The organism is Deinococcus sp. YIM 134068 (genome assembly GCF_036543075.1).
Taxonomy (GTDB): domain Bacteria; phylum Deinococcota; class Deinococci; order Deinococcales; family Deinococcaceae; genus Deinococcus; species Deinococcus lichenicola.
In genome coordinates this window covers 99,522-123,107 of record NZ_JAZHPF010000009.1, presented here as the reverse complement: position 1 = coordinate 123,107, position 23,586 = coordinate 99,522, and the positions used below count along the sequence as shown (strand labels likewise).

The following is a 23,586-nucleotide window of genomic DNA, read 5'->3' as shown; positions in this document are numbered from 1 at the left end:
GCAGCCAACCCTCCCCTTCGTTTCGAAAATACGACGCGCGCCAATGCATCTCGCTATATGGAGCAACTCTGGACCTTCGAGGGCTTTTCCGAGGCTGCGGTGTGGGAGCGGAGGAGCGCGCAGGAGGGCGTTTGCCGGAGGTCTACCGAACGTTTCTCCTGCGGATGGGCCGCAAGTCGGGAGAGTTGTTTCGTGGCAGCGACCTGCTTGACCTCGACCGCCCCGAGGAGACGGACGAGGTGGTCCGGGAGATTTTGAATGAGTCACCTGGCTTCGTGTTGCCGCCTCGCGCCCATGTGCTGCTGACGCATCAGGGCTACAGCTTGCAATACACCGTGGCAGAAGGTGGGTTTGACACGCCCGCGTGGTGGTTGAGCGAAGGGGAGACGGAACCGGGAGGTCATGCCCAATCCTTCGCTGAACTGCTCGACCAGGAACTTCAATTGATGGAGAAACTGCATCACGACCAGCACGGAACAGGAGGGCACTTTCTGGAGGTGGGAGAGGGATACCTACGCGAAACTCATCCTGCGCGTGTGAGCGAAGAGCGGCCTCTCGACCAACCCGAGCGTTTTGTTGAGGCAGGAGAATCTTTGTCGTCCTCTGGAGAGCTTTTTCGCAAATCTCTGGGCAAGTTGAATTCAGAGGAGAAGTAAGTTCTCCTATCGAGTAGCGCAAAGTTCCCTAGCCCCCTCTGCCCCCTCCTCCCCGCGCTACCCTGTGCCCCATGCCTGACCCCCTTCTCACGCTGGACATCGAAAAACTCGTCGCCGGGGGGTTGGGTCTCTCGCGGGACGAGTCCGGCGTGGTGCTCGTGCGCGGGGCGCTGCCGGGCGAGCGGGTGCTGGCCGCCGTGCGCGCGGGCCGGGGCGTGCGCCAGGGCGTGACGCGCGAGGTGCTGGAGGCAAGTCCCGACCGGGTGGAGGCCCCCGACCTCCCCACCGTGGACCTCGCCCACGCGAGCTACCCAGCGCAACTGCGCTTCAAACGCGCCCTCGTGGAGGAGGCCCTGAGCCGCATCGCCAAGCTGCGCCATCCCGTCGCGGGGACGGTGCCCAGCCCGCGCGAGTGGCACTACCGCAATACGGCCCAGTACCTCGTGACGCCGCAGGGCCTCGCCTACCGCGAGCGCCGGGGCAAGGAGCCACAGGCTGTGGGCCAGGACCCCCTCGTGATGGAGGCCATTCAGACGGTGATGGACCGCCTCGACCCCGAACGCCTCGATCCGGCGACCGAGGTGGCCTTCCGCGCGAGCCGCCTGACGGGGGAGGTCGTCGCCGCGCTGATCGGACCGGGGGAGCCGAAAGTCTTTCTGCGGGCCTCCGATCACCTGATGGACGCCGGAGTGGTCGGCGTGAGCCTCGCCCAGCCGTCGGGGCGGCGCTTCGGGGCGGGGGTGCGCCTCATCGCGGGCGAGGGCGAGATTCGGGAGGAGTTCGGGCGGGTGCAGGTCAGCGTGTCCGCGACGGGCTTCGCGCAGGTGAATCCGGAGGCGGCGGGGCTGGCCTACCTGCGTGCGGCGGAACTGGCGGGGAAGGGCACGCACGCGGTGGACCTGTACGGCGGGGCCGGGGCCATCGGGCGGCACCTTTCTCCCAACTTCACGCGGGTGACGGTGCTGGACTCCTCCCCGGAGGCCCTGTCACGCGGGCGGCAGGACGTGGCCGTCAGCGGCGAGCGCAACGTGACCTACCGCTCGGGCGATGCGGCCCGCTTCTCCGAACTCGGCACCGACGTGATCGTGGTGGACCCGCCCCGTGCCGGACTGGAGGCCGAGGCCCGCGACCACATCCACGCCAGCACCGCCGACCGCCTCGTGTACGTGAGCTGCGATCCGGCGACCTGGGCGCGTGACGTGGGCGACCTCACCCGGCGCGGCTGGAAACTCGGTTCCGTTACGCCGCACGACTTCTACCCGCAGACGAGCCACGTGGAAGTGGTGAGCGTGCTGGAGCGGTAGGCATGAGGGGGAGTTGGGGGCACGGTTGCTGGATGCCAGGCCCGTTTCACCCCCTCCCAGCCTCCCCCCTCAAGGGGGAGGAGTTGAAAAGCCCAAGCCATAGCCGCCCAATCCCCTAACGCCTAACCCCTGTCCCCTCTCCCCTGAGCCACCCCTCCCCCTGCTACCCTCACCCCATGCTGGACGTTCTGGTGGTGGGTGGCGGGCTGGCGGGTCTGACGGCGGCGCGGGTGCTGACGCAGGCCGGGCAGCGGGTGCGCGTGGTGGAGGCGGCGGACCATGTGGGCGGGCGCGTGCATTCGCGGGTCGTGGACGGCTTCACGCTGGAGGCGGGGTATCAGGTGCTCTTCCCCTCCTACCCGGCGGTGAAGCGGCATCTCGACCTCGCGGCGCTCGACCTCGTGCCCATTCCACCCGCCGCCGTGGTGCGCCGGGGCGCGCGGGCCGACGTGCTGGGCGACCCCATCCGCGACCCCGGCGGGCTGCCGAGCACCCTGACCACCCGTGTGCTGCCCCTCGGAGACAAGCTGCGCGTCGTGCGCCTCGCCTCCCGCCTGCGCGTGCCCCCGCCCCACACGCTCCTGAACGGCCCGGACGAGACCACCGAGAGCTACCTGCGGCGGCAGGGCTTCAGCGAGGCGGCGCTGGACCGCTTCTTCCGGCCCTTCTTCGGGGGCATCTTCCTGCGGCGCGACCTCCAGACGAGCGCGCGGCTGTTTCGCTACTACTTCCGCATGCTCATGGAAGGCGGCGCGGCCCTGCCCCGGTCGGGTATCGGTGCCCTGCCCGCCCAACTCGCGCGGGACGTGGACGTGACGACGGGCGTGCGCGTCACCCGGCTCGTGCCGCAGGAGGGGGGCCACCTCGTCGCCATCACCTCCGCCGGGGAGATCGACGCCCGGCAGGCCATCGTCGCCACCGACCCGGACGCGGCGCAGGCCCTCACGGGGGAGAGATTGACGCGCGGCAGCCTGGGCAGCACGTACCTCTATTACGCCTCGGCCACCGTGCTGGACACCCAGCCCCGCCTCCTGCTGAATGCTGAGGGCGGCCTGATCAACAACGCGCAGTGGCTCAGCAACGCCATCCCCGAGCGGGCACCCGAGGGTCAACATCTCCTCGCCGTGTCCGTCCTCGGCCTGCCTGAGCTGGACGACGACGCGCTCGACGCCCGCGTGCGCGGTGAGCTGGGGCGCTGGTACGGCGAGGGCGTCCGGCACCTCCACACCCTGCACGTCGAGCGCATCCGGCACGCGCAGTACCCGCAGCCGCCCGGTTACGCCGCCACTCTCGCCGGGCACGCCACCCGCCTCCCCGGTGTGTATCTCGCCTCCGAGGTCACGTCCGCGAGCAGCATCCAGGGCGCGATGGAGAGCGGGGAGCGGGCCGCCGCCATCGTGCTGGGGGACCTCGCGGGCATGAGCCGTCCGCGCGGGGCGTGAGGGTCGGCAAGTTTGCACCCCGAGAAATGAACGTTCCATCAGGCTGAGGGGGTGCGACGCCTCCTGCCCGCCTTCCTCGGCCTGAGCCTGCTGCTGACCGCGTGTCCCGGTACACCCCCGCCGACCGTCAGCGTCTCGCAGGACGACCGGGTGCTTCGGGGGAGTTGGGTGGGCGAGTTGGTGGAGTCGGTCTCCGTGAGCGACCTCGCGGTGGGCGGGGGACGGGTCTACCTCCTCGACGGCTCGAACTGGGAGCGGAGGCGGCTGCTCGTCCTCGACCTCGCCAGCGGTGCCCGCCTCGCCTCTCTGCCGCTGTCGGAGGCCTATGCGCTCGCCTACCGGGGCGACGGCGTGCTGGTCGTGTTGGGCGACGGTCGGCTCACCCTTCACGACCCCGTGACGCTGGAGGTCCGCGAGACCCACACCGTCGCGGGAAATAGCCTCAGCCTGGACGGCGAGATCGTCATTGGCTGGTCCAGCAGTCCTCTGCGGCGGTCCTCCACACGGACGGGCGAGCCTCTGCCGACCGTCCCGCCTGCCACGTACCTCTCCGATACGTCGGGCGACACGAACTGGTGGCTCATCGGGGGCCGCGCCGTGCGGGCGAGCGACGGCCAGAGCGCGGGCGGCACGAGCGCCCACGGCAATCCCTGCCGGGTCACGCAGGGCCTCCAACCCGTCAGCATCGAGAGCGCCCCGAGCGGGCGGGTGCTGCTGGGCTTCAGCGATGGCGTGGTCGAACTGCGCGAGGCGGACGGCACGCTGGTCCGGGCGTTCACCGTCTCCGGGAATTGCCTTCCGGTTCAGGACCTGCGGCGGGTGGGGGAGGGGGTGGCCTTCCTGACCAATGGGGGGTCGGCCCAGGATGGGGAGGCGGGTGTGCTGGACCTCTCAACTGGGACGGTGGGGACCCGTCAAAACCTACCCGTGGCCGACTCGTATGGGTCCCGCCTCACGTCCGACGGCGTGTTCCTGAACAGCCACCGCCCGGATATCGCCCGGTACGAGATCGGCTTCCAGCCCTGGGTCTCCCCCCGCTGGGCGCTGGCGCTGGAGGGCCGCCGCCTGACCCTCGACGTGGAGACGACGCGCCGGGACGACCACACCGCCGACGTGACGGGCACGGCAACGGTGGATGGGCAGTCCCTCCGGGTGGCGGGAACCCTGACGGGTGGGGGAGTCCTGTTCGCGCAGTGGTCCATAGCGTATCCCACCCTGGCCTCTGACTTGACGCTGGTTGATGGTTCGGAGGAGGTCGGCACCCTCTCCAGCTCGGTCACGGTGTTCGGTGACACGGGCGACGCTGGCGCGAGTCCGCAGCCGCCCGCCTACCACGTCACGCTCAACCTGGAGGAAGGGCAACACGACTACACGGGCGAACTGCGCCGTCCCTGACCCGTTGGCCTATCCTCCCCCCATGACTGCTCGCCTCGATCATCTCGTCGTCGCCGCGCGCACATTGGGGGAGGGCCGCGCGTGGCTCGAAGGCCGCCTGAATGTGCCCACTCAGCCCGGTGGTGAGCATGAGCGGTTCGGCACCCACAACGTCCTGCTGTCGCTCGGCCCTATGGCCTACCTGGAGGTCATCGCCGTCAACCCGCAGGCCCCCGCGCCGACGCGCCCGCGCTGGTTCGGCCTCGATACGCCGGAGGTGCGTGAGCGGCTGGAGGACGGTCCCCTCCTCCTCCACTGGGTCGCGCGGGTGGACGGGCTGGAGGGGCTGAACCTCGCCCCCTTCGGTGAGGCGCTGGACCTCTCACGCGGCGAGAACCACTGGACCCTGACGGTGCCAGAAACCGGTTCTCTCCCCGGCGGTGGCGTGCGCCCCAGCCTGATCGTGTGGCACACGCCGCCCCCGCCAACCCGCCTGCCCGACGCGGGGGTGCGCCTCCTGACCCTGCGCCTCGGCACGCCCGATCCGGACGGCCTGCGCGACACGTTGAATGCGCTGGACCTCGTGGGGGACGTGGAGGTCTACGAGGCCCCGCAGCCCGAGCTTCAGGCCATGCTGGAGACGCCGGAGGGGCCGATGACGCTGTGAGGGTGAGGGGACGGGTCAGCGTTGGGAATACGTCCCCTCCTGACTCACCCGCGCCGGTCGCTTCCGGTGGAGCAGCGCCGCCGCCAGGAGTCCCGCCACGAAGCCGAACAGGTGCGCCTCCCACGAGATCAGGGGGTTCGTCGGCAGCACGCCCCAGATCGCCCCGCCGTACAGGAACACGGCGACGAGGGCGATGACGACGGCGGCGGGTGTCCGCTCCCACCATCCCACCCCGATGAGGTAGGCGAGGTAGCCGAACACGAGTTCCGAGGCCCCGAGATGCAGGCTGCCCCCGCGCCCGAACAGCCACACCAGTCCCCCGCCGACGACCACGATCAGGAGGGTCGCCACCAGAAAACGCCACACGCTCCGCACCGCGCTCATGAAGGCGAGGACCGCCAGCGGCGCGGTGTTCGCCAGCAGGTGCCCGAAGCCGCCGTGCAGGAAGGGCGCGGTCAGAATGTTCTCCACGCTGGACAGGTCACGCGGAAGGATGCCGTACTGATCGAGCGCCCCACCGAACACGAACTGGTCGAGGGTCTCCTGCACCCACACCCCGCCCACGAGCAGCGCCGTCAGCAGCGCGGCGAGAACGGGCTGGGGCCGACGGCGGAGGCGAACCGGGCCGGGGGGAGGAGGGCGCACAGGTTCAGTTTGACCCAAACGGATGAGGGCCAAAGCGAGGCGGGAAGGCTTCCTGCTCTGGCCTCCCCGCCCGCTTCTGCTCATCGCCCCGTCTTGCTGATCGCTGAGAGCTGACGGCTGACCGCTCCCGGCTACCCCGCCACCCGCCCCCTCAGCGCCCCCTGCTCCTGCAAATACTCCGCGATCTGCACGGCGTTCAGGGCCGCGCCCTTGAGAAGCTGGTCGCCCGCCACGAAGAGGTCCAGCCCGCCGTCGAACACGAGCGAGGAGCGGATGCGCCCCACCTCCACGTCGTACTTGCCGCTGGCCGTGAGGGGCATGGGGTAGAGCTTGGAAGCCGGGTCGTCGCGGACCTCCACGCCCGCCGCCGCCCGCAGCACCTCGCGCGCCTGCTCGGGCGTGGCGGGGCGTTCCAGCTCCAGCGTGATCGCCTCGCTGTGCGTCCGCAGGGTGGGGATGCGGACCGCCGTGCAACTGATCCTCAACGAGTCGTCGCCGATGATCTTGCGCGTCTCCCAGACGACCTTCATCTCCTCCTTCGTAAAGCCGTTGTCCCCGAAGGCGTCGATGTGCGGGATGACGTTGAAGGGGATGGGGTGCGCGAATACGTCGGCGCTCGCCTCCTGCCCGTGCAGGACCCGGTGCGTCTGCGCGAGGAGTTCGTCCATGCCCTTCTGGCCCGCGCCGCTCGTCGCCTGGTAGGTGGAGACGATCATCCGCCTCACCCCGAAGGCCCGGTGCAGCGGGGCGACCGCGACGACGGCGATTGCGGTTGTGCAGTTCGGGTTGGCGATGATGCCCCTGTGCCCCAGCGCCGCCTCCCCGTTCACCTCGGGCACGACGAGGGGCACGTCCGGGTCGAGGCGGAAGGCGCTGGAGTTGTCGATCACCACCGCGCCGCCCGCCACCCACGCCGGGGCGAGGGCCTTGCTGATGGACCCGCCCGCCGAGGCCAGAATCACGTCGGCGTCGATGGCCCCCTCGGGCGTGGCGCGCACCGTCAGTTCACCGCCGCCAAAGGGCAGTTTCGTCCCCGCCGAGCGCGGGCTGGCGTAGAGTTGCAGCTCGTCCATCTTCAAGGTGCTGCTCTCCAGCACCCGCAGGAGTTCGTGCCCGACCGCCCCCGTCGCCCCTACAATCGCTACGCGCATCCTCGTTGCCTCCTTAAAAGAAAAACTCCGCCACGCGGCGTTCGCGGGCGGCTGCTTGGTGCGGGCCGCCCTCACGGAATGGTGGTCGTGTGGCGGTGCATGGGGGCACGGTATAGGGCGCGGGGGCAGGGGTCAAGGGGGCGGGCTAGGGAGGTCGTTGGGTCCGCTCTTCTATGGCTCGGATGGCCGCGCGTGCGGCCTCAGCTATAGGAAAGCCCTCGTAGTCGCAGCCGGAGTCATGTTGCTCAGCGTGCTGGAGTGCGGGCAGGCCGCTTTCATCCCCGACGATTCCCAGACTTTCAGCAGCAATAAACCTCACGTCGGCGTCTTTGTCATGAACGAGGGTATGAGCGAGGAGTAGAATAGCGTGGGAACCAGGATGCTCGGCTAGATTACGGCAAGCAGCCCATCGCCAGCCGGATTCAGGCTGCAAAAGCAGCTCTTCTAGAAAGATGATCGGGTCGCGGTCCTTGAGATTCAAGATGGCGCGGAAGGCTCGTGAGCGCAAAAGTGGATTAGAGCCTCCATTACCTCCACCTTTGAACACAAGATGTTGAAGGAATGAGTAGACTTCTGGACTGTCAAGTGTGTTGATAAAGTCAAAGGCTAGCCACTCGATATCATTTTCTACATCGTTCTGCCACGGCTCCATGTCTGGCTCTAGTTGAGGCTCGAAGCTCAAATGCTCAATGATTCTGGCTTTGGTCTTCTCGTCAAGCATGAACTGAGTGCGCGTGGGTGAAATGGAGGTGGCGAGACGCCCTCATCTCTTCTTCCGCAAAAAAGACAGCCACCCCGCGCGCTCGGGCTGACGCGCGGGGGCGAAGTCCTCCAGCTTGATCTCGGCCTCGGGGTGGGGGGCGGGGGTCCAGTCCCCGGCGTCGGTGGCGATCAATCCGCCGAAGCGTCCGGCGGCATACAGCGCGTGGGCGTGTTCCTGCTCGGCGGTGAGGGCGCGCGGGTCGGCGAGGGCCTCGAGCATGGCCTGGAGGGCGTCGTCCTCGCAGGTCCACTGCCCCCGCGCGAAGGTGGCCTCCTTGCCGTAAATCCGAATCCTGGCGGGCATGATGGCTCCGGGCCGAACGGGCTGACCACCGTCCGGGCTTGTCAATGGCGGTGACAGGCCTCAGGATACCGCGCCCGCCTACGGGGATCACGTGCATGGGTCGGGAGGGTCGCCCGTCGCCAGTGACCCGTCGCCAGAGAAGTCCCGCCCTACTTCGGCTCGCCCAGCCGCCGTTCGTTGCCCGCCTGGAGGCGGCGCATGTTGTCCCGGTGCTGCCAGATCAGCAGCGCGGCGAGGCCGGTGACGATCCCGGTGAGCCACACGGGCTGGGCAGTGACGAGGGCGAGGAGGACGGCGGCCACGGCCCCGAGGATGCTTCCGGCGGAGACGAAGCGGGTGAGGGCCACGGTCGCCACGCCGATGACGAGCATTCCCACGCCGAGGACGGGGGCGGCGGCGGTAATCGCCCCGAAGCTGGTGGCGACGCCCTTGCCGCCGCGCCAGCCGAGAAAGGGGCTGAAGTTGTGGCCGAGGACGGCGGCGACTCCGCACAGCACCGCCGGGAGGGGGTCGAGGCCGAGGGCGCGGCCCAGCCATACGGCGGCGGCCCCCTTGAGCACGTCGAAGAGGGCGACCGCGAGCGCGGGAGCGGCCCCGAGCGAGCGCAGGACGTTGGTCGCGCCGCTGTTGCCGCTGCCGACCCGCCGGATGTCCACCCCGCGCGCCCGCGCCACCCACGCGGCGGCGGGCAGCGAGCCGAGCAGGTAGGACAGGACCAGCGCCAGCGGGACAGTGAGGATCACGGGCCTGATTGTACGGGGCGGACTGTGGTTCGGGCGGTTGAGGTGAGGCGGATGGAGCATCCCCCTTCTCAACGCCTGAGATGAAGTGTGGATCGGGTGGTTGAGGCGTTCTCGCCGTCTGGCAGGAGGCAAGCGTGGCTCGCCACCCCTCCCCCCGATCCTCTGCTTCGCAGCTCTCGGAGTCGCCCGCAAGGGGAGAGGGAGATAAAGCACATGGAGGACGCTCACTTTTTATCGCCCATCAAGCGTTCCCAGGGGAGCGCCGCAGGTGGTGGGGGGAGGAATGGACTGGAGGCCATGTCTCCTCGATGCCTCAAGGGAAGATCAGTGAACGTTGAGTTTTTGTCACGCTCGGGTCAGCCCCGGCCCGCTAGGGTGAACGTCATGCCCGCCCCCGCCCCGTCCCCGGATGCCGAACGGTTCGCCGCCCTGCGCCGCTCCTTGATCCCGGACGCGCTCCCGGAGGAGGCCTTCGACCGCCTCGCCACCCTCACCGCGCAGGTGCTCGGGGTGCCCAGCGCCCACGTGACCCTGACGGACGGGGCGCGGCGTTTCCGGGGAGCCAGCCACGGCACACAGGGGGTGGCGTGCGGGGAGAGCCTGTGCGCGCACCCGGCCCCCCCGGACGAGGTGTTCGTGATCGAGGACCTCCGGGCCGACCCACGCTTCGCCGCTCACCCGGAGGTCGGCGCGGGGTTGCGGATGTACGCGGGGGCACCGCTCGTCACGCCGGACGGGCAGACGCTGGGTGCCCTGTGCGTCTTCGACACGCGGGTGCGGGGCCTCGACGGGCGGGAGCGTGAGCTGCTGCGCTCGCTCGCCCGGCTCGTGGCGGACGAACTCGACCTGCGCCTCACGACCCTCGAACTCGCCCGCGCCCGCGACCACGCGACCACCCTGCACGACCTCGCGGAGCTGATGCACGCGGCGCAGCACGACGGCCTCGACCCGGCGCAGACGGCGGAGCGTGCCCTGACGCTGCTCCACGCCCGGATGCGGCTGGAGTGGTCCGGGCTGGTGCGCCTCACCCCGGACGGCCCCGACGTGCTGCACGACCACACCACCACGCGCGGCGAGACGTTCCGGGCGGTGGCCCGCCAGCAGGTGTCCCTGAAGGGCAGCCGGGTGTGGGACGCCCTGACGCGGCACGAGCACGTCTTTCTGGACGACTACTCGGTGGAGGGGAGCGCCTACCCGCACCTGATCGCGGCGGGGCTGCGGAGCGCGGCGTGGCTGTACCTGCGGGGCGGGTCGGATGGCTCGCCCTACGTGCTGGCCCTCGCCCGCCTCGACGAACCCGCCGTCTGGACGCCCGACGAGCGCACGCTGCTGGAGGCGGCGGCCCGGAGCGTGAGCGTGGCGCTGGACCGCGCCGCCCACGTCCGCTCGCTGGAACGCGCGGCCCTCACCGACCCGCTGACCGGCCTGGGCAACCGCCGCGCCCTCGACGAGGCGCTGGACGAGGCGGGGCACCAGCACGCGGAGGCGGGGGAGGGCTACGTCCTCGCCGTGGTGGACCTCGACGGCATGAAGCGCGTGAACGACGAGCGCGGCCACGCGAGCGGCGACGACCTGCTGCGCGCCTTCGCCGACGCGCTCCGGACCCACGGCGTGCGCGCCTACCGCCCCGGCGGGGACGAGTACACCCTGCTCCATGTCGCTCCCCCTGACCGCCGGGCCGCCCGTCAGGCCCTCGTCGCGCTGGTGGCCGGGGCGGAGCGGCGGGTCCGGGACCTCGGCTACCCCGCCAGCGCCTCGGTCGGTGTGGCCGCCGTTCCCGACGACGCCCCCGACGCCACCACCGCCCTGCGGACCGCCGACAGCCGCATGTACGCCCAGAAACGCGCCCACCTGCCCGCCCGTGAGGGGAGAGAGGAGTAGGGAAGGGCAACGGGGACGGCGAGACTCACGGGGCTGCTGGTGGAGGTCGGGCGGGAGGCAGCATGAGCGACCACGGGTGCAGTGAGGAGGAAGGTGCCTTGATCTTCGCACTCTGCTTGTGACGCCGTGTTCGCTCACCCCCTCCTGACTTCCCCCTCAAGACGCTTGACATGCAATGCGAGGGCAGCGTCCCAGATGTGTTTTTTTCTTCATCTCCCCTTGCGAGTGACTCGTAGAGCTGCGAAGCAGAGGGCTGGGGAGAGGGGTGACGAGCAACGCTCGTCCTTCTGCCAGAGGACAAATACGCGTCTTCTCAATCCTCAATTCGTGTCGGGCGTTCGTGGCGAGGAATCTGCGCTGCCCCTCTCATGAATGCGGCGCACGCGGGGGAAAGCCTCTCACGTCAAGCCTTCGATCCTTTCTGGTGACTGCCAACTGGCGACCCTGCCCCACTCTCCCCCCGTCGGCGGACGCCCGCCCCGCCCCGCGCCCGCTACCCTGCGGGGCATGACCGCCTTGCTGCTCGATCACGTCGCTATCGCCACGCCCGACCTGGAGACCGGGAGCGCCCCCTACACGGCGCTGGGACTCAGGCCGGAGGGACCCGACGAGGAGGTCACGTCGCAGGGCGTGCGTGTGCGCGCCTTCGTGGTGGGGGAGAGCCTGATCGAGCTGCTCGCGCCGACGCGCCCGGACAGCCCCATCGCCGCCTTCCTGACGCGGCGCGGGCCGGGCCTGCACCACACGGCCTACCGGGTGGGTGACCTGGAGGCCGAGATGGAACGGCTGCGCGGCGAGGGTGCCCGCTTCCTCTCGGATGGGCCGATGCTGGGGCGCGCGGGGACGCGGGTGGCCTTTCTCCATCCGAAGTGGGGGGCGGGCACGCTGATCGAACTCGTGGAGCATCCGGGCGGGGATCATGTGGGCGGGGGGCACGCTTGACCCGCCGCGCGAGGCCGCTGTGGTGGCTCCCCGCCCTGGGCGCCATGGCGGCGATCTGGTGGCTGAGTTCGGGGGCCGACACGCCGGGGCCGCCCCTGCCCCACCCGCTCGACTGGGCGGCGCACTTCACGGCGTACCTCATCCTGAGCTTCTGCGTGGCGCGGGCGACGGGGCGGCGGGGCGGGGCGCTCGTTCTCGCCGCGTGGTTCGGGGCCGTGGACGAGGTGCATCAGGCATTCGTGCCGGGGCGGGAGGCGGGCGTTACCGACTGGCTCTTCGACGTGGCGGGCGCGTGGATGGGGGCGCTGGTGGCCGTGCCCGGCCCGGTGCGCGGGCGGTCCCGGCCTGTCCCAGTTCTGTCAGAGCCGCATGGTTAGCCTGGGGACATGACCCATGCCGCCCGCCCTGTCCCGGCCCCGAACATCGGACATGTTCCGTCGGGAAGTGGGGCGGCGGTGCAGGCCGCGCTGGAGGGCCTCGACCGGGTGATCCTCGGCAAGCCCCGGCCCGTGCGGCTGGCGCTGGCGTGTCTGCTGGCGCGCGGGCACCTGCTCATCGAGGACCAGCCGGGCGTCGGCAAGACCACGCTGGCACACGCCCTCGCGCGCACGCTGGGGCTGGACTTCCGCCGGGTGCAATTCACCGCCGACCTGCTGCCCGCCGACCTCCTCGGGGTGAGCATCTGGGACGCCCGCGCGGGAGGCTTCCAGTACCACCCCGGCCCCGTCTTCTCGCAGCTCCTCCTCGCCGACGAGATCAACCGCGCGACCCCCCGCACCCAGAGCGCGCTGCTGGAGGCGATGGAGGAGCGGACCGTCAGTGAGGGCGGCGTGACCCGGCCCCTGCCCGAGCCGTTCTTCGTGATCGCCACCCAGAATCCGGGCGCGTTCGTGGGCACCTCGCCGCTGCCGGAGGCGCAGCTCGACCGCTTCCTCCTCACGGTGACGCTGGGCTACCCCGACCCGCGCGCCGAACGCCTCCTGTTGGAGACGGGGGGCAGGGCGGCAATGGCGCGCGACCTGCCCGCCGTCCTCGGTCCCGCCGCCCTGCTCGCCGCCCAGCGCGAGGTGGACGACGTGTACGCCGCGCCCGCCCTGCTCGACTACCTGCAACTCCTCGCCCGCGCGACCCGCGAACACCCGGCCCTGGCGAGCGGCCTCAGCCCCCGCGCCCTGCTCGCGCTCCTCGCCGCCTCGCGCGCCTGGGCCTTCCTCGCGGGCCGCCCGATGGTCCTTCCCGAGGACGTGCAGGCCGTCTTTCCCGCCCTCTGCGCCCACCGCCTGCCGACCCGCGATCCCGGCGCGCGGGTGGGGGAGGTGCTGGCGCGGGTGCTGGCGGAGACGCCGATTCCTTGAGGCGGCCAGCGGCCAGCTTCCAGCCGCCAGCAAGAGACGGGGCTGAGCGTCCGGTGTTCTGCCTATGAGACGGCCTCTCCAGAGTTCCCCACCTGCCGCCGAACGCGACGGGTTCTCCAACCGCCTGCGCCCGACGCGGCTGGGGGTCGCCTTCCTGGGGCTGATCGTGCTCACCCTGATCGGGTGCGTGAACTACGGGCTGAGCCTCGGCTACGGGGTGACGTTCCTGCTCGGCGGCGTGTGGGTGGTCACGGCGACGGGGGTGAGCCGTGCGGGGCGGGCGCTGCGGGCCACGCTCACCCCTCCCGGCGAGGCGGTGGCGGGGGGCACGGCGACCTTCACGGCGGTCGTGACGAGCACGGGACCCGCCTCCCTCGCGGCGGTGTGGGTGGGCGGGCGCGGCAGCCCGGAGGCGCGGGGGCACGTCCCGGCGGGCGGACAGCTTCGCCTCACGCTGCCCGTGCCCACGCCGACGCGGGGAAGGCTGACCCTTGCGCGGCCCCGCGTGGTGGCCCTCGACCCCCTCGGGCTGTGGGAGGTCACGCGGCCCCTGCCCGTGCCGGAGGCACTGACGGTGTTTCCCGCCCCGGAACCCGGTGCCCCATCGCCCCCACCGCGCCCCGCCGCCGGGGAGGGGGAGGGTGGCCGCCGCGCCCCCGGCGACGAGGAGTTCAGTGGCCTGCGCGCCTACCTGCCCGGCGACTCGCCCCGGCGGGTGTCGTGGCGGCACGCGGCCCGCACGGGCACCCTCCTCACCCGCGAGACGGACGCGCCCGTGGGGACGGCGGCGATGCTGGACTGGGCGGACACGGCGGCCCTGGGAGACCCAGAGGCCCGGCTCGCGCGCCTCGCGGCGTGGGTGGGGGCGGCGCGGCGGGCGGACACCCCCTTCGGGCTGACGCTGCCCAGCGTGGCCCTTCCGGTCGGACGGGGGGAGACGCAAGCGCGGGCGGCCCTGACGGCGCTGGCGCTGCACGGCACGCCCCCCACCCCCACACAGGGACGACGCGTGAAGACCGTCCCACCCCTGCCCGGCGGACCGCTCCGCCTGACCCTCCTCGCGCTCGCGGTGGCCCTCGCGCCCGTCGCCCCGCGTCAGCCCGTGTGGGCGACCCTGGGGCTGGTGGCGGTGCTGGGGTACGCCGCCGCGCGCACCCTCCCGCGCTGGAACCGTCTGCCCGCCGTCCTCGCCCCTCTGCTGGCCCTTCTGGCGGTTGGGTCGGCGGCGCTCCTCAACTCCCAGTACGGCACCCTGCTGGGGCGGGATGCGGGCACGGCCTTCCTCGCCCTCCTCGTCGCCATGAAGGCCGCCGAGACGCGCACCGTCCGCGACGCCCGGCTGCTCGCCCTCCTCGGTGTGTTCGTGACGCTGACGCACTTCTTCTTCGGGCAGGGACCGCTCGCCGCCGTCCACGCGGGGCTGAGCGTCCTGCTGCTCCTCGGGGCGCTGGTGGGGTGGACGGCCCTCCCCGGCCCGGCGGTGGTCCGGCCCCTGCGCGTGGCGGCTGGCGTGACCGCGCGGGCTGCGCCGCTCGCGCTCGTCCTCTTCGTCCTCTTTCCCCGGCCCGATGGCCCGCTGTGGCAACTTCCCGTGCAGTCGGGCGCACAAACGGGCCTCGCCGACCGCATCCGCGCGGGGGAGTTCGGCACCCTCGCCCAGAGTCCGGCGGTCGCCTTCCGCGCGGACTTCGGGGGGGCCGTGCCCGCTCCCGCCGAACGCTACTGGCGCGGCCCCGTCTACGAGGCCTACGACGGCGCGGAGTGGACCCAGGTGCGCCTGCGCGGCCCCTCCCCGAGCGTGGAGGTTTCTGGGCCGACCCTCACCTACACTCTGACGCTGGAGCCGGGCAGCGGGCCGTGGCTCACCGCGCTCGACGTGCCCACCGCCCTGCCACCGAACGTCTTCCTGACGAGTGCCTTCCAGGCGGTCAATCCCCGGCCCGCCACCTCCCGCACCCGCTACGCCTTCCAGAGCCGCGCCGCCCGCCTCGGCGTGACGGAGAGCCGGGAGCGCCTGGAATTCAACTTGCGGCTGCCCGACGGAGAGAGTCCGCGTGCCCGCTCTCTCGCGGCCCAGTGGCGCTCGCTGACACCGGAGGCACGGGTGGAGGCCGCCCTCGCCTACCTGCGCTCGGGCGGCTTCACCTACACCCTCCAGCCGCCGACGCTGCCCGAACGGGACCGGGTGGATGCCTTCCTCTTCGGCACCCGGCGCGGCTTCTGCGAACACTACGCCTCGGCCTTCGCGTTCCTGATACGTGCGGCGGGGCTGCCCGCCCGCGTGGTCGGCGGCTACCTCGGCGGCGAGGTCAACCCCGACGGCGGCTACCTCATCGTGCGGGCACAGGATGCCCACGCCTGGGCCGAGGTCTGGCTCCCCGGCCAGGGCTGGGTGCGGGTGGACCCCACCGCCGCCATCGCCCCCGCGCGGGTGAATGCCGGGCTGGCGACCGCCCTTACCACGCCGACCGCTCAAGCTGCTCCCCCGCCGACGCCCCTGCGCCGGGCGGCGTTGCGATTGGACGCCCTCCAGACCCGCTGGAATACGTGGGTCGCTGGGTACGACGGCTCGCGGCAACGTGACCTCTTCACCAGCGTGGGGGTGGGCCGGGTCGGAGGCGTCCCGTACCTCGCGCTCGGGGCCGGGTTGCTCCTGCTCGCGCTGCTGCCCGCCCTGCTGGCCGCGCGTTCCCGCCCCGCCGACCCCGCCGCCCGCCTGCTGGACGATCTCGCCCGCCGCCTGCGCCTGCCCCGCGCCCCCGGCGAGACGGCGAGCGCCTATGCTGGGCGCGCGGCCCTCGCTTACCCCATCCGCGCCGAGGCGATCAACGCTGCTGTCTCCGCATATCAGAAGGCGCGGTATGCCCCGGACGCTGGGGGAGAGGCTTTGCGCGAGTTGCGGGCGGCGGTGCGGCGGGTGCGGCGCTGAGTTGGATGGAACCGCCCTCTTTTGTAGAAAGAGAGGACGTGAGAGAACTCGAATCCGATCTGGAGAACGTGAAAATAAGGCTGGCGACCTACGGAACGCTGGCTCCCGGCAGGCCGAACCATCATCAACTCGCGGACCTGCAAGGCTCCTGGCAGAACGGAACGGTACGCGGCTGGCTCGTGGCCGAAGGGTGGGGCGCGTCTCTTGGCTACCCCGGCCTTATCCTCGACGACGCTGGAGACACCATCGAAGTTCAGGTGTTTGAGTCGGCAGACCTTCCGTTTCACTGGTCGCGGCTCGATGAGTTCGAGGGTCCCGGCTACCAGCGTGTCACCGCCGTCGTGGAGGTGGCGCGCGGAAGATTGCCGGTGAGTCTCTATGTCCTCGCGCGAGCTTGAGACTCTTTAAGCCCCGGAGGTGGGCGTCGGCCTTCCTCCACAAAGCTATTCCGGGGATGCCTCCCTCTACCGCCCCGCCGCCCCCTCCTCCTCCCTCAGCAGGGCGGCGCGTTCCTCTGCGGTCAGGGCCTCCATCACCCGGCGCAGCACCACGTCCACGGCCTGATCGGCGCTCTCGTCCAGCGTGAGGGCGTCCAGCAGGGGCACGTTCTCGCGGGCGGCGAGGTCCTCCAGAAACCGCTGCATGGTCCGAATCTCGTTGAAGTAGCGCATGTAGTGGTGCAGGGGCCGACTCGCCGCCGTCTCCCGGTCGCGCGACTCGAAGTGGCGGCGGTGCTCGTCCTCGTCGGGCAGCGTGACGAGCATGGGCACCACGAGCGCCCCCGCGTAGGCGTCGGCCCGCAGGTAGCCGGGAACGAGGTGGACGCCCTCCAGCACGAGGCTCGTCCCCTCCTCGATGGAGCGCCGCACGACCGCCCCCAGCCCCACGCTGACCTGCCCGACCTGATCTCGAAATCCGGCGAGGAGCGCGGCCTCGCTGGGGTGCTCGGGCCGGGCCTCGCCGGGCGGGATCAGCGCCTCCCACGCGTTGAAGGTGCTCGCGTGCAGCGTGGGCACGAGCGCGGGCGAGACCATCGCGCGCATGACCTGGCGGATGGAGTCGGTGCTGACCACGCGGGTGATGCCCAGGCGGTAGGCGACCTCGGCGGCGAGGTAGCTCTTGCCCGTGCCGCTCACGCCGCCCAGCAGCACCACGAGGGGACGGGGCGGGCGGCGAATCACCCGCAGGAGGCGGTAGCGGGCGCTCACGTCCGGCCCCACCTCGTCGCGGAGCAGGGCCTCCACCTTCTCGCGGATGGCCTGCCGCGTCACCACCCGGTCCTCGCTGCCGCGCAGGTCGCGCTGAGTCACGCGGGCGACCTTGCGCGCCACGTCCGGCGCGACCCCCGCCGCCAGGAGCGACTGCACGAGCAGCCCCTTGCTGAAGGGCGACGGCGTGCCGCCCCGCGCGCTGACCACGCCCAGCCGTCCCCGGTTGCGCTTCAGGAAGCGGTAGGTCAGCCGCAGGTGTTCGCCGTACCGCTCGGCGAGGGTCCGCTCGGTCAGGGCGTCCAGCTCCTCGACGCTCAGCTCGCGCACGCCGGATTGCCGCAACTCCACGTCCACGGTGCTCGCCGTGCCGTAGGCGTCGCGCGGCGAGAGGCCGGTGTCCTCCAACGTGCGGGCCAGCACCCCCCGGCTGAAGGGCAGCGTCCCCTTCTTTGCCCGCACGAGGATGTCCACGAAGGCGGGCGTCTGCCGGGCGGCGGCATTCGCCACCTCGTCCCCGGCCACGTCGCGCGCCACCTCCACCATCATCGCCTGCAACTCGTCGGGGCTGACCGGCGAGCGCCGCGTGTACCGCAACTGCTGCTCCACCCGCCGCGCCACCGCCGCCGCCGTGGGCGCACTCGCCCCCGCGTTGAGCAGCGATTCCACGACCAGCCCCCGACTGAAGGGCCAGTGGTGGCGCGGGGAACCGACGGTGAGTTCGGGCTGTGTCAAGGCGGGCAGACCTCCGGGAAACCGGGGGCATTCTACGCGGCTGTGACAGGGAGGATAGGGAAAAACTTCGGGATGGGGGGGGGGAGCGGGAGTTGGGCAGTGGGGGTGATCACACGCCCCCTCACCCCGGCCCTCTCCCACGAGGGGAGAGAAGAACGCTGTGGCCCTTGCTCTTTTAGCTCCTCCCCCTTGAGGAGGGAGGCTGGGAGGGGGTGAACGGGCCGGGCAACCCAAAACCTCCGCTCCTCAACTCCCGCCGACCTTTTCCCTCAAACCGTCCGCCCCGCCGGGTCCCGCCTCAGCGCCCCCTCCAGCAGCAGGTTCAGCGCCAGGCGCGTCTCCTCCTGCAAGGTGCGGTCGGTCCCGTAGGCGCTCCAGCGCAGGGCGACCATCAGGTACGTGTCGGCGATCAGGTTGCTGATGCGCTGGAGGCTCATGTCCGTGCGAATCTGCCCGGCCTGATGCAGCGGGCGCAGGATCAGCTCGATGACCTTGCTCAGCGGCAGCGCCTGATACGCGGTGCGGGCACGCTCGGGGTTGGGATTCATGACCTCGTAGGCGAGCGGCGGGAAGAGGTCGCGCTCCCGCCCGTTCTCCTCGGCGAGCTGGTCCCAGACCTCGTACAGCACGGTGAGGGGCGCGGCACCCTCCTTGAGTCGCGCCTCGGCCTGATCGCGCAGGCGGTCCATGACCTCGCTGCCGTAGTCGAGCAGCACCGCTTCCTTATAGGGGTAGTAGTTGAAAAAGGTCCCGCGCGACACGTTGCTCGCCCGCGCGATGTCGGTCGCCGTGGTCGCCTGAAAGCCCCCCCGCTTGAACAGCTCCAGGGCGACGTTGTAAATCCGCGCGCGGCGGCGTTCCTTCTGGCGCTCCCGGAGAGACGAGGAATCCATAGTCCCTCACATATAGCGCGCTGGGTTCAAAATTGCACCCCGTCAAAGATGAAGACGCTCCGGGGTGTCTACACCGCTCACGCCGGGCAGACGCAGCGAGCAGAACAAGAAGAGGGCGGATGCACAGGCACCAACCTCTCTCGTCTAACGCCTGACCCCTCCCTACGGCTCGAAGCTGTCCTGAAAGGCGTAGCGGTCGCCCCGCACCCAGTAGTTCACGTAGGACACACGCTTGGGGCCGCTGTAGGTCGTGCGCCTCAGCAGGAAGGCGGCGGTGCCCAGCGGCACGCGCAGCAGGTCGGCCTCCTCCTGGCGCAGGTTGACGGCCTCCAGGTTCTGCTCCACGCGCGAGAGGGGCACGCCCATCGTCACCATGACCTCGTGGATGCTCTCCGCGCCGAGGTTGTGGTCCATCAGCCCGGCGGCCAGCCGCGCGTTGATGTACCGCTTCTCGATCACCAGCGACTCGTCGCCCGCCGTCCGCAGGCGGTGAACGAAGATCACCGGGTCGCCCGGCTGAATCTGGAGGACGATGGCAATCTCGGGCGTCGCGTCGATCTGCATGGCGCGCAGGACCGTGGTGCGGTGTTCGGGGTGCCGCGCCCACTCCTTGAAGGGCCGCACCCGGAACACGCCCTGCCGGAAGCGTTTGCCCGTCGGGAAGGTGCCCGCCCCCTGCACGCGGTAGACGTAGCCCTCGCGTTCCAGTTCGTCGATGGCGCGTCGGGCGGTCATGCGCGAGACCTCGAATTCCCGCGCGAGTTGCGGTTCGCTGGGAAGGGGCAACCCCTCCGGGTAGTGTCCACCCAGCAGGCGGTCTTTCAGGGTGGTCTTGATGAGCGGGTACTTCGCCATGCATCCCTCCCGATGCCGCCGCCTTAGAGCGGGGCTATACAACCTCATCTTAGGGTTGGTGTCCGAGGTACACAAGGCTGTCTGGCCTGTGACGAGACAGGGGACAGCAAAATGAGCCTTTTGGGGTTGCTTTTTGGGAGAACGCCGGGGCGGGGGAGGGTCGAGGGGTCGAGGAGTCTGGGGTCGAGGAGGGGCGGTGAGGGCGTGGGGAGGTCTGTTCCCGCCCGGCTTCTGAAACCGGCTCTCCGCTTTGCAGCCCTACGGGTCAACTGGGTGGGGTTGAGCATCGGCTTTCTAGCTCCCCCGCTTGAAGGCCAGATGTGAAGTGCAGCTCAGTAATGGAGGCGTTGTCGTCCAGCAGGAAGACGAGCGTTGCTCGTCACCCCCCTCCCCAGCCCTCCCCCACAAGGAGAGAGAACAGAGCACGGCTGGCACGCCCGCTGTCTATTGCACATCAAGCGGCCCCTGGGAGAAGGCCGGGAGGGGGTGAAGCGAGCCTGTCCTCCAAAAAACTCGCCCCCCACCTCCCCCCTCCGCCCCTACCCGCCGATGTGCGACATCTCCACCTTGCGGGCGCTCGTCACCTCGCCGCGTTCCTCGCTGTAGCGGTCGTGGCGGCCCTGCCAAATCCCGGAGATGAGGCTCCGCATCTCGTCGTCGCTCGCCCCGGCACGTAGCGGCTCTCGCAGGTCGGTGCCCGTTCCCGCGAAGAGGCAGGTGTACAGCACGCCGACCGCCGAGAGCCGGGCGCGCGAGCAGTCGCCGCAGAAGGGCGCGGTGACGGAGGAGATCAACCCGACCTCGTGCCCCCCCTCGCCCACGTGCCGGGCGGCCACCTCGCCTCGGTAGTTCGCGTCCACGGGCCGGAACTCCGCCCCCGTACCGTCCGCGCTCAGTCGGGCCAGGACCTCCCGCGACGGAACCACCGCGTCCATGTTCCAGCCGTTGTGGTTGCCCACGTCCATGAACTCGATGAAGCGCACAACCGCCCCCTCGCGCAGGGCGAGCCACAGCTCCCGCAGGCCCGTGTCGTTCACCCCGCGCTGGACGACGGTGTTGACCTTGACCTTCAGCCCCGCCCGCAGCGCCGCCTCGATACCGTCCAGCACCTTCTGCGGATGGGTGCCCAGGCCGTTCATGCGCCCGAACACCTCCGGGTCGAGGCTGTCGAGGCTGACCGTCACGCGCTCCATCCCGGCGGCGCGCAGGTCGGCGGCGAGGCGCGGCAGCAGCAGGCCGTTCGTGGTGAGGGCCACGTCCTCCACGCCGGGCAAGCACGTCAGGCGGGCGATGAGATCGGGGAGGTCGCGCCGCAGCAGGGGTTCGCCGCCCGTGATCCGCAGCTTGCGGACGCCCAGCTCCACGAAGAGACGCGCGAGCCGCTCGATCTCCTCGAAGCTCAGCAGCTCGGTGCGCGGCAGGAAGGCGTAGTCGGGGCCGAAGACTGAAGCGGGCATACAGTACGTGCAGCGCAGGTTGCAGCGGTCGGTCACGCTGACGCGCAGATCACGCAGGGGTCGGCCCAGCCGGTCGAGCAGCATCGCCTCCCACCATACCCGGCGCGGGAACGGAAATTTGCGAGGCTCGTCTGGCCGGGGGTTGGACAGGACCTCTTCTGTTCCGCACACAGGGACAAGAGGGTTGAACTCGGTCCATTGCACCTGCCTTCACCGGGTCCTAATGTGGCGGACAGCCTTCCCAATTCGTCCGTGCATCGGTGGTGCCCAGCGTCCTCGCCCCTTTCCCTCACCCGGAGGTTCGCATGACCGTCTCCCGCTTGCAGTCCGGCTCGCCGCCCGTCCGCAACGCCGCCTACGCGCGGCTGGTGGCCGAACGCAACCGCTTCACCGTGATCATGACGATCACCTTTCTCGTGCTGTACTTCCTGCTGCCCATTCTGGCGGGGTACAACAAGCCGCTGATGGCGACAAAGGTGTTCGGCAACGTCACCTTCGGGTATGTGTTCGCCTTCGCCGAGTTCGCGATGGGCTGGATCATGGCGGCGATCTACGTCGTCCGGGCACGCACCTTCGACCGCCTCGCGCTGGAGGCCCAGCGATGACCTTCCTTCTGGCCGCCGTCATCGTCGCCATCACGCTCGGCATCACCTTCTGGGCCAGCCGCCGCAATACCTCGGCGAGCGACTTCTACGTGGCGGGCGGGCGCATCAGCGCGGGGCAAAACGGGATCGCCATCGCGGGCGACTACATGAGCGCCGCGTCCTTCCTCGGGATCACGGGCCTGATCGCCCTGAACGGCTACGACGGCTTCATGTACTCGGTGGGCTGGTTCATCGCGTACCTCACGGTGCTGTTCATCGTGGCCGAGCCGCTGCGGAACCTGGGCAAGTACACGCTCGCCGACATGCTCGTGTACCGCCTCAAGGATCAGCGGGTGCGGACCTACGCGGCGATCAGCACCATCGTCGTCAGTGCCTTCTACATGATCGCGCAGGTCGTCGGGGCGGGGTCCCTCATCAGCCTGCTGACGGGCGGGGCGCTCACTCCCAGCCTCGCCATCCCGCTCGTCGGCGTCCTGATGATCATCTACGTGGTGGTCGGCGGGATGCTCGCCACGACCTGGGTGCAGATCATCAAGGCCGTGTTGCTGATGTTCGCCACCATCGTGATGACGGTGCTGATCCTGAGCCGCTTCGGGTGGAGCTTCTCCAACCTGCTCGGGCAGGTCGAGGCGCGCAACGGGGCGGAGTTCCTGGGCGCGGGCGTGCGCTACAAGAACCCCATCGACCTGATCTCGCTGAGCCTCGCGCTCGTGCTGGGCACCGCCGGGCTGCCGCACATCCTCGTGCGCTTCTACACCGTGCCCACCGCGCAGGACGCCCGCAAGAGCGTGGTGTGGGCGATGGTTCTCATCGGGGCCTTCTACGTCATGACCGCCTTCATGGGCAACGCGGCGAACGTGCTCGTGGGCCGGGAGGCGATTGCGCGGGAGAACGCGGCGGGCAACATGGCGGCTCCCCTGCTCGCGCAGGCCCTCTTCGGCGGGGCGGGCACGGTGGGCGGCGAGTTCGGCCTCGCCTTCGTGACCGCCGTGGCCTTCGCCACCATCCTCGCGGTCGTGGCGGGGCTGACCATCGCGGCGAGCACGTCGTTCACCCACGACATCTACAAGGGCGTGATCCGGGGGGGGCAGGCGACCGAGCAGGAGGAGTTCCGGGTGGCCCGCCTCGCCACCGTGGGCGTCGGTGTGGTCGCCATCCTGCTCGGCCTCGCGGCGCAGACGCAGAACGTGGCGTTTCTCGTGGCGCTCGCGTTCGCCATCGCGGCCAGTTCCAACCTGCCCGTGATCCTCTTCACCCTGTTCTGGCGCAAGTTCAACGCGACGGGCGCGATCTGGGGCATCGTGGGCGGCATCCTGACCTGCCTCGCGCTCATCGCCGTCAGCCCGAACATCATGGGCATCGACCCGCCGGAGAGGACGACGGGCCGCAAGCCCATCCAGGCCGCGCCCCTGTTCCCGCTGGAGAACCCCGGCATCGTCTCCATCCCCGCCGGGTTCGCGTTCGCGGCCCTCGGCACCCTGATCGGTGCCCGCCGCCGCGAGGGCGACGACCAGACCTTCGACGAGATGCAGTTCCGGGCCTACACCGGGGCGGGCGTGGAGGGGACGGTCGCGGCGCACGACTGAGGAGCTGTCAGCCCTCAGGTGTCAGCTATCAGCTTCTCGCCCCCGGCCCCGTGTCGGGGGTTTCGCACCCAGCGGGAAGAATGAGGCGGCAC

The 23,586-nt window shown here is 70.5% G+C and carries 22 protein-coding genes; 13 read left to right on the top strand and 9 right to left on the bottom strand.

What is annotated here, in order from left to right; translation table 11 throughout:
* The first annotated feature begins 101 nt into the window (after positions 1-101).
* The 5 genes from V3W47_RS10920 to V3W47_RS10900 all read left to right on the top strand — a co-directional run bounded on the left by V3W47_RS10920 (position 102) and on the right by V3W47_RS10900 (position 5,443).
* On the top strand, positions 102-656 hold the full coding sequence (locus V3W47_RS10920) for an SMI1/KNR4 family protein (RefSeq protein WP_442877220.1): 555 nt from the start codon (positions 102-104) through the stop codon (positions 654-656).
* Positions 657-727: 71 nt separating this feature from the next.
* The gene (locus tag V3W47_RS10915) at positions 728-1,960 is read left to right on the top strand and encodes a class I SAM-dependent RNA methyltransferase (protein WP_331825236.1); all 1,233 of its coding nucleotides are present in this window, start codon (positions 728-730) and stop codon (positions 1,958-1,960) included.
* A gap of 176 nt (positions 1,961-2,136) precedes the next feature.
* Positions 2,137-3,402, top strand: coding sequence for an NAD(P)/FAD-dependent oxidoreductase (locus tag V3W47_RS10910; protein WP_331825235.1), 1,266 nt, complete (start codon positions 2,137-2,139; stop codon positions 3,400-3,402).
* A 51-nt stretch (positions 3,403-3,453) separates the two neighbouring features.
* Positions 3,454-4,797, top strand: a complete 1,344-nt coding sequence (locus tag V3W47_RS10905) for a hypothetical protein (RefSeq protein WP_331825234.1) — start codon at positions 3,454-3,456, stop codon at positions 4,795-4,797.
* Positions 4,798-4,819: 22 nt separating this feature from the next.
* Complete coding sequence (locus V3W47_RS10900) at positions 4,820-5,443, top strand: VOC family protein (protein ID WP_331825233.1); 624 nt, start codon at positions 4,820-4,822, stop codon at positions 5,441-5,443.
* A gap of 15 nt (positions 5,444-5,458) precedes the next feature.
* On the opposite strand, the gene V3W47_RS10895 is transcribed toward V3W47_RS10900, so the two are convergent.
* From V3W47_RS10895 to plsY, 5 genes are all read right to left on the bottom strand, one after another.
* On the bottom strand, positions 5,459-6,088 hold the full coding sequence (locus V3W47_RS10895; protein WP_331825232.1) for a rhomboid family intramembrane serine protease: 630 nt from the start codon (positions 6,086-6,088) through the stop codon (positions 5,459-5,461).
* Positions 6,089-6,219: 131 nt separating this feature from the next.
* The gene (locus V3W47_RS10890) at positions 6,220-7,239 is read right to left on the bottom strand and encodes an aspartate-semialdehyde dehydrogenase (RefSeq protein WP_331825231.1); all 1,020 of its coding nucleotides are present in this window, start codon (positions 7,237-7,239) and stop codon (positions 6,220-6,222) included.
* Positions 7,240-7,384: 145 nt separating this feature from the next.
* Positions 7,385-7,960 carry a HEAT repeat domain-containing protein gene (locus tag V3W47_RS10885; RefSeq protein ID WP_331825230.1) on the bottom strand — a complete coding sequence of 192 codons (576 nt, stop codon included), beginning with the start codon at positions 7,958-7,960 and terminating at the stop codon, positions 7,385-7,387.
* 42 nt (positions 7,961-8,002) lie between these two features.
* On the bottom strand, positions 8,003-8,305 hold the full coding sequence (locus V3W47_RS10880; protein ID WP_331825229.1) for a hypothetical protein: 303 nt from the start codon (positions 8,303-8,305) through the stop codon (positions 8,003-8,005).
* Between the two features lie 149 nt (positions 8,306-8,454).
* Entirely contained in the window at positions 8,455-9,048 is a 594-nt protein-coding gene (gene plsY / locus V3W47_RS10875) for a glycerol-3-phosphate 1-O-acyltransferase PlsY (RefSeq protein ID WP_331825228.1), read from the bottom strand.
* Between the two features lie 384 nt (positions 9,049-9,432).
* Between plsY and V3W47_RS10870 the strand changes: the two genes are divergently transcribed.
* The 6 genes from V3W47_RS10870 to V3W47_RS10845 all read left to right on the top strand — a co-directional run bounded on the left by V3W47_RS10870 (position 9,433) and on the right by V3W47_RS10845 (position 16,553).
* Positions 9,433-10,929: a sensor domain-containing diguanylate cyclase gene (locus tag V3W47_RS10870; protein ID WP_331825227.1), complete on the top strand. Its 1,497-nt coding sequence runs from the start codon at positions 9,433-9,435 to the stop codon at positions 10,927-10,929.
* A gap of 507 nt (positions 10,930-11,436) precedes the next feature.
* Positions 11,437-11,871 (top strand): VOC family protein, encoded by a 435-nt coding sequence (locus V3W47_RS10865; protein ID WP_331825226.1) that lies wholly within the window; start codon positions 11,437-11,439, stop codon positions 11,869-11,871.
* Positions 11,868-12,248 carry a VanZ family protein gene (locus tag V3W47_RS10860; RefSeq protein WP_331825225.1) on the top strand — a complete coding sequence of 127 codons (381 nt, stop codon included), beginning with the start codon at positions 11,868-11,870 and terminating at the stop codon, positions 12,246-12,248. Before V3W47_RS10865 ends, V3W47_RS10860 begins: the two co-directional genes overlap by 4 nt.
* A gap of 9 nt (positions 12,249-12,257) precedes the next feature.
* Positions 12,258-13,226: an AAA family ATPase gene (locus tag V3W47_RS10855; RefSeq protein WP_331825224.1), complete on the top strand. Its 969-nt coding sequence runs from the start codon at positions 12,258-12,260 to the stop codon at positions 13,224-13,226.
* A 64-nt stretch (positions 13,227-13,290) separates the two neighbouring features.
* A complete protein-coding gene (locus V3W47_RS10850; RefSeq protein ID WP_331825223.1) occupies positions 13,291-16,155 on the top strand; it encodes a transglutaminaseTgpA domain-containing protein in 2,865 nt (954 codons plus the stop codon).
* A 38-nt stretch (positions 16,156-16,193) separates the two neighbouring features.
* On the top strand, positions 16,194-16,553 hold the full coding sequence (locus V3W47_RS10845) for a gamma-glutamylcyclotransferase (protein WP_331825222.1): 360 nt from the start codon (positions 16,194-16,196) through the stop codon (positions 16,551-16,553).
* A 66-nt stretch (positions 16,554-16,619) separates the two neighbouring features.
* Here the strand turns inward: V3W47_RS10845 and V3W47_RS10840 are convergent, their stop codons facing one another.
* From V3W47_RS10840 to moaA, 4 genes are all read right to left on the bottom strand, one after another.
* On the bottom strand, positions 16,620-18,098 hold the full coding sequence (locus tag V3W47_RS10840) for an ATP cone domain-containing protein (RefSeq protein WP_331825221.1): 1,479 nt from the start codon (positions 18,096-18,098) through the stop codon (positions 16,620-16,622).
* 269 nt (positions 18,099-18,367) lie between these two features.
* Positions 18,368-18,991 carry a TetR/AcrR family transcriptional regulator gene (locus tag V3W47_RS10835; protein WP_331825220.1) on the bottom strand — a complete coding sequence of 208 codons (624 nt, stop codon included), beginning with the start codon at positions 18,989-18,991 and terminating at the stop codon, positions 18,368-18,370.
* A gap of 162 nt (positions 18,992-19,153) precedes the next feature.
* Positions 19,154-19,846 (bottom strand): GntR family transcriptional regulator, encoded by a 693-nt coding sequence (locus V3W47_RS10830; protein ID WP_331825219.1) that lies wholly within the window; start codon positions 19,844-19,846, stop codon positions 19,154-19,156.
* 539 nt (positions 19,847-20,385) lie between these two features.
* Complete coding sequence (gene moaA / locus V3W47_RS10825; protein ID WP_331825218.1) at positions 20,386-21,387, bottom strand: GTP 3',8-cyclase MoaA; 1,002 nt, start codon at positions 21,385-21,387, stop codon at positions 20,386-20,388.
* A gap of 221 nt (positions 21,388-21,608) precedes the next feature.
* On the opposite strand from moaA, the gene V3W47_RS10820 reads away from it, so the two are divergent.
* Both V3W47_RS10820 and V3W47_RS10815 read left to right on the top strand, forming a co-directional pair.
* Positions 21,609-21,908, top strand: coding sequence for a DUF485 domain-containing protein (locus V3W47_RS10820; RefSeq protein WP_331825217.1), 300 nt, complete (start codon positions 21,609-21,611; stop codon positions 21,906-21,908).
* A complete protein-coding gene (locus V3W47_RS10815) occupies positions 21,905-23,494 on the top strand; it encodes a solute symporter family protein (RefSeq protein WP_331825216.1) in 1,590 nt (529 codons plus the stop codon). Before V3W47_RS10820 ends, V3W47_RS10815 begins: the two co-directional genes overlap by 4 nt.
* Positions 23,495-23,586 lie beyond the last annotated feature (92 nt).

Coding starts and splice junctions, on each gene's coding strand:
- V3W47_RS10820 (WP_331825217.1), top strand. CDS start 21,609: ATGACCGTCTCCCGCTTGCAGTCCGGCTCGCCGCCCGTCCGCAACGCC.
- V3W47_RS10915 (WP_331825236.1), top strand. CDS start 728: ATGCCTGACCCCCTTCTCACGCTGGACATCGAAAAACTCGTCGCCGGG.
- V3W47_RS10880 (WP_331825229.1), bottom strand. CDS start 8,305: ATGCCCGCCAGGATTCGGATTTACGGCAAGGAGGCCACCTTCGCGCGG.
- V3W47_RS10900 (WP_331825233.1), top strand. CDS start 4,820: ATGACTGCTCGCCTCGATCATCTCGTCGTCGCCGCGCGCACATTGGGG.
- V3W47_RS10855 (WP_331825224.1), top strand. CDS start 12,258: ATGACCCATGCCGCCCGCCCTGTCCCGGCCCCGAACATCGGACATGTT.
- V3W47_RS10815 (WP_331825216.1), top strand. CDS start 21,905: ATGACCTTCCTTCTGGCCGCCGTCATCGTCGCCATCACGCTCGGCATC.
- moaA (WP_331825218.1), bottom strand. CDS start 21,387: ATGCTGCTCGACCGGCTGGGCCGACCCCTGCGTGATCTGCGCGTCAGC.
- V3W47_RS10835 (WP_331825220.1), bottom strand. CDS start 18,991: ATGGATTCCTCGTCTCTCCGGGAGCGCCAGAAGGAACGCCGCCGCGCG.
- V3W47_RS10850 (WP_331825223.1), top strand. CDS start 13,291: ATGAGACGGCCTCTCCAGAGTTCCCCACCTGCCGCCGAACGCGACGGG.
- V3W47_RS10890 (WP_331825231.1), bottom strand. CDS start 7,239: ATGCGCGTAGCGATTGTAGGGGCGACGGGGGCGGTCGGGCACGAACTC.
- V3W47_RS10865 (WP_331825226.1), top strand. CDS start 11,437: ATGACCGCCTTGCTGCTCGATCACGTCGCTATCGCCACGCCCGACCTG.
- V3W47_RS10870 (WP_331825227.1), top strand. CDS start 9,433: ATGCCCGCCCCCGCCCCGTCCCCGGATGCCGAACGGTTCGCCGCCCTG.
- V3W47_RS10885 (WP_331825230.1), bottom strand. CDS start 7,960: ATGCTTGACGAGAAGACCAAAGCCAGAATCATTGAGCATTTGAGCTTC.
- V3W47_RS10910 (WP_331825235.1), top strand. CDS start 2,137: ATGCTGGACGTTCTGGTGGTGGGTGGCGGGCTGGCGGGTCTGACGGCG.
- V3W47_RS10830 (WP_331825219.1), bottom strand. CDS start 19,846: ATGGCGAAGTACCCGCTCATCAAGACCACCCTGAAAGACCGCCTGCTG.